The following is a 13,432-nucleotide window of genomic DNA, read 5'->3' as shown; positions in this document are numbered from 1 at the left end:
GTATCCTTATTACCTATCTACACATGATTAATTCTTTAATGAAGCAATGTTTTTGCTGTTTGAGGTACATTGTAATAGTCTTTAATTTCCTTGAGATATTCTAAGCTTTCCATAACCCAATCAAAATCCACTCCAAAATCAATTAGAGCAGCAACTTCATCAACTCCAGCTTCTTTGAGGATATCAATCATTTTTCGGCACATTTCTGGAGTTCCCATTAATACCTTATTATTGAAGTAGGACTCAAAACTAAATTCCAGCAAATCTTCTAAATCCTGTGCAGTCATTTTTTGAGGATCTACTGAAAATCTTAAATTTCCAGCAGTTTTTATCATGAGATCAAAATGGGTTTTGAGGTAATTTTTGAAGGGTTCTTTAACTCTTTGTTTAACTAAATTAATATCTTTGCCAACAAAAGTATGTATCATTACAGCTACTTTGTGCTGTTGAGGATTATGACCATTTTGTATTAAAGATTGACGGTAGAGTGAGATTTTCCGGAAGATATCTTCTAAGCTCTGATAAAGAGGTGAAGTTAGGATATTAGCACCTATTCTGCCTGCTTCAATAAATGTTTCATCGGCTAAAGAAGTAATCCAAATCGGAAGTTGCTTTTGTAATGCTCTGGGAAATGTCTGAATTTCTACAAGATTGCCTTTTCCGCCTTTGAATTTAAGAGATTTCCCTTGCCAAAGCTGTTGTACAATTTGGATATCCCGCCACATAATTTCTTTGTTATTGGCATACTTTTCTGGATAAAGAACAAAGTCATTAGGATGCCAACCTGGAGCAAAAGATAAACTAACTCTACCGTTTGACAAGTTATCAACTACAGACCATTCTTCTGCTACCCGGAGTGGATGCTGGAGAGGGATAACTACGCTACCAGAACGGATTTGAATTCGTTGGGTAATCGTAGCGATCGCAGCACCTAATACAGATGGATTGGGATAAAGACCACCAAATGCATCAAAATGACGTTCGGGAATCCAAACACCAGAAAATCCATGTTGATCGGCAAATTTTGCACCTTCAATTAATAAGTTATATTTATCATTTTTGGTTGTCGATCCATCACCAGAAAAGTAAAAAAGGCTGAATTCCATGAAATGTTTCCTCAATCACATACTTTTGAACCACAGAGGACGCAGAGAACGCAGAGTTAGAGGGTTTTGCATCTAACGTTGTTTGTGCGACGAGGTTTTCACTGGGAGTTACTTAGTTGTTCTTTGACTTCCTCCAGCGATAAACCCTCGATTTCTGCTAACACCTGATTCATCTCTTCAAGTTCTGCCTGCTGGAGTAAATTTTCGGTAATAGCACTAGCTACTTTAGCTAGGGTAGGAGCTTCTAAAAGAGTCCGGAGTGATAATTCAACTTGATAAATTTCACGCAGCCGTGAAACAATCCGAACTGCTAATAAAGAATGTCCGCCTAACTCAAAGAAGTTATCGTTAACGCCCACTGCTTCAATACCAAGTTGTTCCTGCCAAATTTGTGCAATCTGTTGTTCTATTTCGTTTCTCGGTGCTATGTATGTAGTAGTCTTTCGCGATCGCCCACGAGCTGATGGAGAAGTTTGTGTCTTCTGTGGGTTTAACTCTTCATTTTGGGCAATTCCGTCATGTTTTTGCTTCACAACGGCTTGTAAATCTTTTGTGGAAACCACAACACGATTGAGTCCGCTTTGGAGAACTCGGCTTAAGCTATCTAAACCCTCTTTGGGAGATATTCCTGTTCTAAGAGTTTCAAGATGCTGCTGCTTGAGAGTCTCAGAAATCTCTTGGGTTTTAACTCCCATCCCAATTTCTTCCCAAGCATCCCAATTAATAGATGTTGTGAAAGTTTTAGTTTGAGAAGCTTTGTAAGTGGCAAATACATCCAAAAAGATATTAGCTGCACAATAATCAACCTGTCCTGCACCACCGACGATAGAGCTTAGAGAAGAAAAGAGTACCAAAAAATCTAAGTGCGTATTTTTAAAAGTCTCTTCTAACACCAGAGTTCCTTTTACTTTCGGTGCCATGACATTTGCTGCCATTTCTGGTGTTTTGAGTTGAATAATACCACCACCAGCAATACCAGCTGCATGAAAGATACCTTGAATCTGACCAAAAACTTGCTGGCTACGTTCAGCTACCATTTGCATTTGAGCTACATTCGTCACATCTGCACTCAGAACTAGAACCTCTGCACCGAGGTTTTCTAATATCTGCACTTGTCGAATTTTAATAGCAGTAGCATCATGGCGATCGTGGTCTTTTAACCATTGTTCCCACTCATTTTTTGACGGTAAGCTTGAACGGCTAACTAGTATCAGTTTTGCTTGTACTGTCTGAGCTAAATATTCAGCAATTGCCAGGCCAATTCCACCCAATCCACCCGTAATTAAGTAAACTCCTTTTGGTTGTAAAGGAATTTTCTCGCGAGCGGTTTCTAAACGGACTGCTGTATAGGTTGGTAACCAGCGATAATTTCCTCTATAAGCAACAACTGTATCAGTAGATTGGGCAGCAATTTCTTGGATAATGCGATCGCTAATCTGATTTTTTGAGAATGATTCGAGCACAACATCAATGCTACAGCAGGTAATATTGGCATATTCTTGAGGAATGACTTTACAAGTACCCAAAAGAGTAGCTTTTTGTGGACAAATGGTTTCTGTTCCCGTGACATCTTGGATGTTACTAGAAACTACTCCCATGTGTATCGCACCCGTCAAATTCTGGTTGCCGATCGCCTGCGCCAAATAAAGCAAACTATAGAAACCAAGGTCTTGAGATGCTGCAAAGGATAGATGAGGTGTAATGCTCCATAGATGAGCGATGAAGGAAATTGGCTCTAATACCAAAATTTCTCTTAGCAATTGTTCATAGTGTTTTTGCTGTTGCGGATTGATGGTGTAAACGCGATCGCTATTTTTGCTAAACTCTGCACCAATTTTTACCTGGATCGCAGTATAACCAAGTTGTTCTAGTCGTTCTACCATGCCAGAACCTAAACCAGACTCATCTACAAACACCAACCAACAACGCTTTTGCTCATCCATCTTTGGCAATGGTGAAATAGACCGTTGCCATAAAGGAACGTAAAACCAGTCTGCGATGTCGGGTTTTTTGTCCAATCGTCCTTGGCGATCCGTCGATGGTTTTGGTGGATCGACCCAATAGCGTTGACGTTCAAAAGGATAAGTGGGTAAAGGTAAACGAGCAGGTTTTTGGTCAGCATAAAATCCCGACCCATCCACCTGCACCCCTGCTAACCACAGCCTTCCTAGTGCTTTCAGCAAAAATTCTAAATCTGACTTTTGCTCTTGGGGGCGAGGTAACGAAGATATGACGATTCGCTCAGATGTCTGTTGTCTAGTTAAAGTGCTTAATGTCTGTCCTGGCCCTACTTCTAAAAAAATAGCTTGTGTATCTTTTAATAACTCAGCAATTCCCAAGGAAAACTGCACGCTTTGCCGTAGTTGTCGTGCCCAGTAAGTTGGATCTGTGGCATCTTCTGCTGTCATCCACGTGCCAGTAACGTTAGAAATTAACTTAATTTGGGGCGGTTTCAGGTTGAGGCGTTGCAGTTGTGCGATGAATGGTTCAATTATCGCATCCATCATCTGGGAATGAAAAGCGTGGGATGTATGCAAACGCCGATAATCGACTTTTTGAACTGCCAATTGTTTTTCTAGTGCTTCTACAGCCTCTATCGACCCGGAAATGACACTTAGAGATGGGCTGTTACTGGCGGCTAAGGAGAGCTTTTCTCCTAAGAAGGATTGCACAGCATCCCTAGATAAACCAACAGCCAGCATGGTTCCGGGGGGTTGTTTCTGCATCAATTGTCCACGAGTGGCTACCAGTGCTAAAGCATCTTCTAGAGAGAAAACACCCGCAAGAGTTGCTGCTACATATTCTCCAATGCTATGACCGATCGCGGCATGGGGAACTATTCCCCATGACATCCACAGTTTTGCTAAAGCATACTCAATGACAAATAATGCTGGCTGAGTGATGGCTGTTTGTTGTAGCTGTTGGGTTGCTGTTTGCGTGTCTGCTGCTGTGGGATATAGCACCTGGCGCAAGTCGATATTTAAGTGAGGTTTGAGCAAGGCAAAACAGCGATCGCACTCTTGTTGGAAAATTATCTCATGCTGGTAAAGTTCTCGCGCCATGTTTACGTATTGCGCTCCTTGCCCAGGAAACATAAAAACAATTGGGCGTTCTGATGGTTCTTGGTAGTGAGTAAAAACTCGTTGAGATGCTCTGTTGTGCAAGGTATTGATTGCATCTTGAATATCCTGACACACCAAGATGCGACGATGATTAAACTCTCTACGCCCAACTTGCAAGGTATAAGCAACATCCGCCAGATTGAGGTTTGGATGCTGCACCAGATGTTGAGCTAGATTATCGGTAGCAGTTTCTAATGCAGATTCAGTTTTGGCAGAAATGACTAACAGATGATATTTTCTCCCCTGCTCCCCTGCTCCCCTGCTTCCCTGCTTCTCTACAGCCGGGGCTTCTTCCAGTATTACGTGAGCATTTGTGCCACCAAAACCAAAGGAACTAACCCCAGCACGCCGGGGGATACCATTGGTTTGCCATTCACGAAGTTGAGTGTTGACGTAAAACGGGCTATGCTCAAAATCTATTTGAGGATTGGGTATCTCAAAATTGAGACTGGGAGGAAGTACCTTGTGGTGAAGGGCGAGAACAGTTTTAATTAAACCTGCAATCCCTGCGGCTGCATCTAAATGTCCAATGTTGGTTTTGACTGAACCAATCGCACAATAGCCTTGTTTATTAGTTCTGGCGCGAAAAGCTTGTGTGAGTGCAGCTATCTCAATCGGATCTCCTAAAGAAGTTCCAGTTTCATGAGCTTCTATATAGGTAATTGTGTCAGGTTCCACTTCTGCCATCATTTGAGCAGCGCGAATAACTCTGGCTTGCCCTTCTTGAGAAGGTGCGGTGTAACCTATTTTGGTATCACCATCATTATTAATTGCTGACCCTTTAATGACGGCATAGATATAATCTCGATCAGCGATCGCATCTTCCAACCGCTTGAGAACCACAACTCCAATTCCGTTACCGCCAATTGTACCGTTTGCTTGGGCATCAAAAGCCCGACAGTGTCCGCTGGGTGAAACTAGTTCCATTGGAGATAAAGTTAATTCATTTTGGGGAACTTTCACTGCCACACCAGAAGCCAAAGCCATATCACATTCCCCATTGAGTAACCCCTGACAAGCTAGGTGAACCGCAACTAAGGAACTTGAACAAGCTGTTTGCACGCTTAAACTCGGCCCCTTGAGGTTTAATTTGTAGGAAACGCGGGTAGGAACATGATCTTTTTCTGTTCCCGTCATGGTTTGTAGTAATCCCCTTGATGCCATTAATTCTTGATCGGGATAAAGGTTATAGAGCAAGTAGGTACTCATTCCTATCCCTACATAAACTCCTATTGGTCTGTTTTCTCTTTGAGAATTATAACCAGCATGTTCCAAAGCTGACCACGCACACTCTAAAAAAAGACGGTGCTGGGGGTCTATCGTTTCCGCATCTCTGGGATTAATGTCAAAGAATGAAGCATCAAATAGTTCAACATCATCAAGTATGCCGCCTACTTTGATAGTTTGATGGTTTTGTTTAATATCTGTTTCTGGGAAAACTGAAGTTAACTCTAATCCTGCAATCAAATTCTGCCAAAAACTATCAACTGTATTGCTACCAGGAAACCGACAGGCAAGACCAATAATTGCTACTTCTAAACCGTTCTGTTTAATTTCCATAGTTTAAATTCTTCTCCAACGAGGAAGTCTCAATCAACCATTATTAGTTAACATTTGAGATTTTTTCAGACGCTGCTTAATCCGACTTTTTCCTAATTTCATTTCTTTTTCTTGTTGTCCAGTTTGGATTAAATTCGGTGTCTCTTGATGATTTTTTAAATATTTTGCTAAGGAATGAACTGTTGAATACTTGAATAATTCAACCAAGGAAATAGGCTTTTCGGTTTCATTTGGTAAAACTTGCTGAAGTTTTTGATAAACCTGGGTAATTAATAAAGAATTACCACCTATTTCAAAGAACTTGTGATGTATTCCTACTGATTCTAATTGCAAAACCTCTTGCCAAATAGTAGCAATAATTTGTTCAAGCTCAGTTTGGGGCGCTACATAAGGAACATCAGTATCCAAGTGCAATTCTGGATGAGGAAGGGTATTTCTATCCGCTTTGTTATTCGATAATAAAGGTAAAGCATCTAAAAATACAAAAGCTGATGGTAACATATACTCTGGCAATTTCTGCTGAAGGAACTGAGTGAGTTCTTGTATTGCTGGTGCAGATTTCTGTGCAGAAACTAGGTAGGCGACTAAAATTTGTTTATTTTGTTGATGCTCTATTGCTGTGACTAATGCTGAACGTACTGCTGGGTGCTGTTGTAAAGTTAATTCAATTTCTTCAGGTTGAATATTGTATTTACCGATGCGAATTTGGTGGTTCACCCGTCCTAATAATTCTAGATTACCATCAGGTAAATAACGGCCGATGTCTCTTGTGCGATATAAACGCTCACCTGTGCGAGGATGGATCGTAAAACTGGCGCGGGTTTGGCAATCGTTGCGCCAATAACCTTTAGCTAATCCAAGTCCAGAACAGTAAAGTTCTCCAGGAACCCAGGTAGGACAATCTACCAAGGCTTGATTAAAAACATAGTATTGCACATTAGCGATCGCCTGACCGTAAGGAATACTTTTCGCTGTTGGATCAATATCTTTAACTTCATACCAAATATTCCAAATAGTAGTTTCAGTTGCACCACCTACAGCTACCACCCGCACATTTTTGTCTATCAAAGCTTGCAGTCTTCTAAGTAAGCTTGGTGCAATCCAATCTCTGCCCAAAAATATTTTATCTAGCGATCGCCCAAACAATTCTGTCTGATTACCAACATAGTTCAACAACACTTCCATCTGAGCGGGTAGGGAGTTCCAAATGGTAATGTTTTCTTGGCGGATCAGATTAACCCAATGAGCGGGGTTATTTTTGTCAGCAGCATCAGGTATTACTATTGTGCCGCCAGCTGTCAAAGTGCCAAAAATGTCATAAACAGACAGATCGCGATCAAGTGCAGTTAAAGCTAGCAGACGATCGCTTGCTTTGATGTTAAAAGTTTGATTAGTTTGGGTGATGGCATTGACAACCCCGCGATGAGCAATCATTACCCCTTGAGGAGCATCAGTCCCGCCGCAAGTGTAGATTGTATAAGCTAAATCATCAGGTGTCTGTAGAGGCTGTAACGGTTTTGAACTCTCATTTGCTAAATCTTCGCTATCTATGCATAGACTCACCAGGTGCTTGGGCAAATTCAATTGTTCATGCAACCATGACTGAGTGAGAACAATTTCAGCTGCACTGTTTTCTAAAATATACTGGAGGCGTTCTGGAGAGCGATCGCAAGCAATGGGAACATAAGCAGCTCCAGAAGCCAAAATCCCTAGAACAGCTACAATCTCCTCCCATCCCTTCTCCATCACTACTGCGACTAATTGGTTAGTTCTCACCCCCAAACGACGCAATCGATGACCCAACTGATTTGATAAAGTGTATAGCTGTTGATATGTTAAAGTCCTGCGAGATGAAACAATTGCCTGTGCATCTCTTCTTGCGGGTGCTTGCGTTGCAAACAGAGTGTGTAGCAATTCATCAGCAACAGCTGCTACACTGGCGTTATTTGTAGGAGACACCAATTTTTGAGTCGTCGCTACCCATGGGCTTTCAGAAATAGCTAGTTGTTCAATGAAAGTGCAGTAAGCCCCAAACATTTCGTCTATCATGCCTTCGGGAAAGAGTTCTGCCAGCACATCCCAAGTAAAAGTTAATGCTCCCTTCTCTTCCCAGACTTGAATATCCATCCACACCTGAGATGCTTGACTGATACCATAGACTAACTCTCCAAAATGGCTAAATGTTGAGGTGTGTTGACCTAGTGAACTAAAGCGAGAACTGAAGCCTAAAGTGCTGGTAAAGACTACAGGCATGGCACTGGGCGCTGTTCCTTGTCTGCGAGCTAGTTCTCGCATCACAGCCACACCACTGACACAGCGATGTTCTAAATCTTGCCACAGTTGTTGTTGTATCCGAATTGCGCGATCGCCAAATGAGTCTGAGGTGGAGTTATCCACTGCCAGCAAAGTCACAGAAGACAAATCGCCCAAAATATAATTGACTTGAGGATGCAGGGGTAAACGATTAAACAAAGCTAAATTAATCGTAAATTGCGCTCTTTTGCTCCAAATAGTCAAAATTTCGGCAAAAGCGACAATCAATACGCCAGAAGGTGTAAGACCTGCTTGAGTAGCTCTGTGCTTTAATTGCTGCCAAACGGCTTTCTCTAATCTCCCATTGTAACGCTGACACTGTTGTTGTTTAATCTCGCTAGGATGTTTGGCTAGTGGTAAATCGGGAGATGGGGGAAGAGAGTCTAGGCGATTAAACCAATAATTCTGGGCCCGCTTGTATAAATCAGTGTTTTGCAAAGCTTTTTCTGCCAGCACATAATCCCGAAACGAAAGTTCCAATGGTGGCAATTCCACTCCAGGATTTTGATAAATTTGGTACCATTCTTCAAAAAGAATTAACAAACTCCAAGCATCAAATATTTGCAAGTCGTAGCTAATATGCAATCGGACTCGTTCCCCATTCAAATAAGTTGCTCTAATTTCAAATAAAGGCCATTGGTCAGTTGGTAGTACCTGATGAGACATGCGCTGACGAATCAACTCAATTTGTTCTATGACAGTATTTTGTGTTTGTTTCCTCAAATCCAAAACTGCAATTTTATAAGCAGGGACTTCTTCTAAGACTTGTTGCTGACCGTTTGGCAATACCACCGCCCGCAGCATATCGTGACGCACAATTAATTTTTGTAATGCCCAGTTCAACCCTTCTATATCTAAGCCATCACTCTCTATTTCGTAATAGCCATGATTGGCAACATTGCCTAATTCTATGACTCCACTGCGACCTACCCAGAAAGCGTGCTGCATATCGGTCAAAGGAAAAGGTTGGTAGCGTTGCTCTGGTGCAGGCACAATTGTTGGTAAAGTATTTTCTTGAGTATTAATACTGCTATTGTGGCGTAATAATGAGAGCAGATCTGTTTTATGTTTTGCTAGTGACTCACGCAGTTCTGGACTCAGTACTCCTTTAGGTGCATCAATGAGCAGTGAATCATTATTAATAGATAGTTTTACACCTCGATCGGCAAGAGTTGTGAGCAGCGAATGTAGGTTCATATTTACAGAAAAATCCTATTTTTGATTACTTTTGATGACAGAGAATATATTATTTTGAATTGTATTTATAGACTCAATTTTTCTCTTTCTTCGACTTCATTGGGCAATGATGCTGATGATGTTAAATTGACTAATGCCAAATGACTAAGTAACAATTCTGCTAGCTGCACTATATTGTTTTCACCAAAAAACTGATTGATGGGTACTCTAATTGCTAAATCAGTTTCAATTCGACTTTTGAAAGTCAAAGCCATGAGAGAGTCGAGGTATGAAGTGAGGCGTGCTTGAGGATTCAGATCTGTAAATGAAAGTTCCATCGCAGCAGCCAGCCATTGCAGCAAACTCTTTTCTAGTAGTTGCTGTCGTTCTTCTGGTGGAACTGCTAGCAGTTTTTCTGTTGAGAGGCTGCTAGTTTCTACACAGAAGCTAGTTGTATCGATGTGCTGACTCTTTTCATCGTGCGAAGTCACCTTGATTGGAGGTGTAGGGGCACAACCGAGTGTTACATCACCCCAACGCATAACTGTGGCGGCTGCTGTGGCGGCAGCACCGTTAGTGTAGACCAAAACTAAGTCATTTTCCCGAATTTTACCGACTTTGGCAGCATGGTAAAGGTTGGCGATCACAGATACAGGGCCAATGTTGGCATAATAGGGATAAAGATTAATTGTGCGTTCCCAATCAATACCCAATGCTCGTGTACAGACACGGTTATACCATGCTGTCGGGGTGTTAAAAGCAAAAAAGTCTATTTGTTCCAAACTTACTCCAGCAGCAGCTACAGCCCCCTCACAGCATGTACGCACAAAATCTACGGCAGTTTCGGCAAGTGAGCTAGCATTTTCACCTGTTCGGGTGAAGATTTGTGGTTTTCCTTGACTATTTATTATGAGTTCATAACAATATGCACCACATGTGGCCGTAGTAGGAACTATTTTAGTCCCTAAAATTCCTTGGTTTGGTTTAAGTGTATCCACAATAAAAGCGCCGGCACCATCGCCCATCGACCAAGAAAGTGTATCCTCTTCATCTACATTTTGTGAGCCAACATGTGAAACAACAACGAGTACATTTTGGTATGCTGTTGTTTGCAACAGAGCATGGGCATTTTGTAGTGCAATTAAGGCACTAGAGCAAGTTGATTCTAGATTCCATGCTGGACAGCACAATCCTAGTTGATGGGCAAGGTAACAAGCATTACCAGGCCCAATCTGCCCTGGATAAAAAGAGGTAACAATCATTAATTCCACATCTTTTGGAGTTAGCTCTGCTGTTTGGATAGCTTCTTGAGCTGCTCGATACTCCAGCGTCAGTGGTGACTCTTGTAAATTCAAAACTCGCCGTTCAATATTGCCTCGGAAAGGATCTGATAAATATGGTGCTACTTCTTGTGACCAGATGTTAATCTCTAGCTCTTCAGCGGTTGAGATAGACCTAGATAGTCTAGTTTTTCTAGAATTAATTTTATCCATCAAATCGGGAAAATTATGCTCTGAATCTTCTGGTTTCCGAATCATTTCCGGAAAGCAAACTGATAGTGAACGAATACCTATTGGACAATTCATTAACAGAGAATTCCTTTAATTTTATATCTGGGTATCTGGACGTGGAAAATTATCCGAAAAATATGCAATACCAATTATTTATCCAGACTATCAATTGAGTAATATTGGCGATCAAAAGGATAAGTTGGTAAAGAAAGCCGATGACGTTTTTCGTGATAATAATAGCTATTCCAATCTATTTGTACGTCTCTTAACCAGAGTTTTCCCAAGGTGTTGAGCAAGAAAGCAGTTTCTGATTGGGCTGTTTGAGCATCAGGTATTGAGGTTAATAATAATGATTGTATTTGTTCTTGTTGCTGCAACCAGCTATTTAATATTTTGCCAGTACCAATTTCTAAAAAAATCCGCTTTGGCTCTTGCATTAATTTTTGCATTTCTGGGGACAAGGATATTGATTTGTATTGCATTTGTTGAACCCAATAAGTCGGATTTGTAACTTCAGTTTCTGCAATCCAAGTACCTGTGCTAGCCGAAATCAAGGGAATCCGAGGCGGCTTGAGTTTGACTTGTTGAATGTATTTGGTGAACTGTTGATGGCTTTTTTTACTTTCTGCCCTAAATTGTTGCATGAGTCTTCCTCGTAAAGTTACTAATGCTAGAGCATCTTCTAGGGTAAATACTTCGGCTAAGTAAGCAGCTACATACTCTCCTATATCGCTACCAATCATGGCTTCAATGCTTACTCCCCAAGCTCTCCACAATTTAGCTAGAGCAGATAAAACTACAAATAGTGCTGGTTGTGTTATTTCTGTTTGTTGCTGTTGCTGTTGAGCTATCTCTAGATGTTCAGCATTTGGATATAGAATGTGACGTAAGTCTAACTTCAAGTGCGGCTGGAGTTGTTCGCAACAGCGATCGATATGCTCTTGAAATAGGGGTTCTGTAATGTACAGTTCCTTACCAATTTTCAGATACTGGTTGTCTTCACCAGGAAAAACCAACACTATAGAATGATTGCAAGGTTCTTGATAGGAAGTGACAACGGGGCTTGAATCTGGAGACTCTAAGGCTGATATTGCTGTCTCAATATCTTGACAGACTAGCATTCTGCGATGCTCAAAAGACCGCCGACCAATTTGCAGAGTATAGGCTACGTCAGCGAGATGTAAATCTGGATGTTGTTTGAGATGATTGACTAGATTTTTTGTCGCAGTTTGCAGTGCGGAATTGGTTTTAGCAGAGAGCAGCAATAGATACCAAGGATGCGATCGCTCAAAGGCGGGATCGTGTCTTCGATCGTCCGGGATCTCTTCTAGAATTACATGAGCATTAGTACCACCAATGCCAAAGGAACTCACTCCAGCACGGCGAGGGATAAAATTTGTCTGCCATTCTGACAACTGGGTGTTGACATAGAAGGGAGTTTGAGCAAAATCAATCTGGGGATTTGCTTGTTGAAAGTGCAGGCTGGGTGGAATTAACTTGTGTTTGAGAGCTAAGACAGTCTTGATGAAGGCTGCAATACCCCCTGCTATTTTGAGATGTCCTATATTTGTCTTGACAGAGCCAATCGCACAGAAGCCTGTTTTTTCCGTACTGCTACGAAAGGCTTGATGCATAGCACTGATTTCAATCATATCCCCTAGTAAAGTTCCCGTGCCATGGGCTTCTATATATGTAATAGAATCAGGAAGAATTTCAGCCAGAAAATGGGCATTTTTAATGACTTTTGCCTGAGTATCTACGCGGGGTGCGCTGTAGCTAGCTTTTGCCGCGCCATCGTTATTGATTGCTGAAGCTTTAATCGCAGCATAGATGTTGTCACCATCTGCAAGCGCATCTTCTAATCGCTTTAAAACCACAATACCCACACCACTGCCGTAAACTGTTCCTTGGGCATTGGCATCAAAAGCGCGGCAGTGTCCATCAGGAGATAAAATCGCCGATTTTCGGTAGAAATAGCCCGTTTTCTGCGGTAAATCTATGGAGACACCTCCAGCTAACGCCAAATCACAGTTACCACTGAGTAAGTCTAGGCAAGCTAAATGAACCGCCACTAAAGAGGTTGAGCAAGCAGCCTGGACTGTACAACTTGGCCCCTCCAGGTCTAATTTGTAAGATACCCATGTACTCAAGAAGTCTTTGTCATTGCTCATCAAAACTTGCGATTCATCAATCGAGCCTCTGAACTGGGGATTGGATAATAGCTTGACCAAGTAACTACTAAGATTAGCACCAGCATAAACTGCGATCGCACCTTGATATTGATGGGAATCGTAGCCAGCATCTTCTAGCGCTTGCCATGCACATTCTAGAATGACTCGTAATTGGGGATCGGTAATTGTTGCTTGTTGAGGACTAAAGCCGAAAAATGCTGCGTCAAATAATTCTGCGTCTTCTAGAACTGCTCCGGCTTTGACATAATCAGGATTTTTTAAGCTAGCGGGATCTATTCCTCTAGATAACAATTGATCATCAGTGAAAACCGAAATCGATTCGACACCATTCTTGAGGTTGTGCCAAAACTCGTCTATATTGCGAGCGCCAGGAAAACGACCAGACATTCCCACAATTGCTATCTCTAATCCATTTTGTGCCTCAAGTGCTGTAGAAGAGTTATTCATAATGC

General features: G+C 41.7%; 5 protein-coding genes. All 5 read right to left on the bottom strand.

From position 1 onward, the window contains the following. Positions 1-35 precede the first annotated feature (35 nt). Positions 36-1,106 (bottom strand): LLM class flavin-dependent oxidoreductase, encoded by a 1,071-nt coding sequence (locus U2718_RS20195; RefSeq protein ID WP_342002158.1) that lies wholly within the window; start codon positions 1,104-1,106, stop codon positions 36-38. Positions 1,107-1,204: 98 nt separating this feature from the next. Continuing rightward, entirely contained in the window at positions 1,205-5,788 is a 4,584-nt protein-coding gene (locus U2718_RS20190) for a type I polyketide synthase (RefSeq protein WP_342002160.1), read from the bottom strand. Positions 5,789-5,821: 33 nt separating this feature from the next. Then, a complete protein-coding gene (locus tag U2718_RS20185) occupies positions 5,822-9,298 on the bottom strand; it encodes an amino acid adenylation domain-containing protein (protein ID WP_342002162.1) in 3,477 nt (1,158 codons plus the stop codon). Positions 9,299-9,363: 65 nt separating this feature from the next. Beyond that, entirely contained in the window at positions 9,364-10,863 is a 1,500-nt protein-coding gene (locus U2718_RS20180; protein WP_342002165.1) for a 3-oxoacyl-[acyl-carrier-protein] synthase III C-terminal domain-containing protein, read from the bottom strand. A gap of 74 nt (positions 10,864-10,937) precedes the next feature. Then, positions 10,938-13,427, bottom strand: coding sequence for a type I polyketide synthase (locus U2718_RS20175; protein ID WP_342002167.1), 2,490 nt, complete (start codon positions 13,425-13,427; stop codon positions 10,938-10,940). Positions 13,428-13,432 lie beyond the last annotated feature (5 nt).

Source organism: Chlorogloeopsis sp. ULAP02 (genome assembly GCF_038404745.2).
In the GTDB taxonomy this organism is placed as follows: domain Bacteria; phylum Cyanobacteriota; class Cyanobacteriia; order Cyanobacteriales; family Nostocaceae; genus Chlorogloeopsis.
This window is presented reverse-complemented; position numbering and strand designations above follow the sequence as displayed.

Excerpts from the sequence above, each read along its gene's own strand:
- U2718_RS20195 (WP_342002158.1), bottom strand. The coding sequence starts at position 1,106 with ATGGAATTCAGCCTTTTTTACTTTTCTGGTGATGGATCGACAACCAAA.
- U2718_RS20190 (WP_342002160.1), bottom strand. The coding sequence starts at position 5,788 with ATGGAAATTAAACAGAACGGTTTAGAAGTAGCAATTATTGGTCTTGCC.
- U2718_RS20185 (WP_342002162.1), bottom strand. The coding sequence starts at position 9,298 with ATGAACCTACATTCGCTGCTCACAACTCTTGCCGATCGAGGTGTAAAA.
- U2718_RS20180 (WP_342002165.1), bottom strand. The coding sequence starts at position 10,863 with ATGAATTGTCCAATAGGTATTCGTTCACTATCAGTTTGCTTTCCGGAA.
- U2718_RS20175 (WP_342002167.1), bottom strand. The coding sequence starts at position 13,427 with ATGAATAACTCTTCTACAGCACTTGAGGCACAAAATGGATTAGAGATA.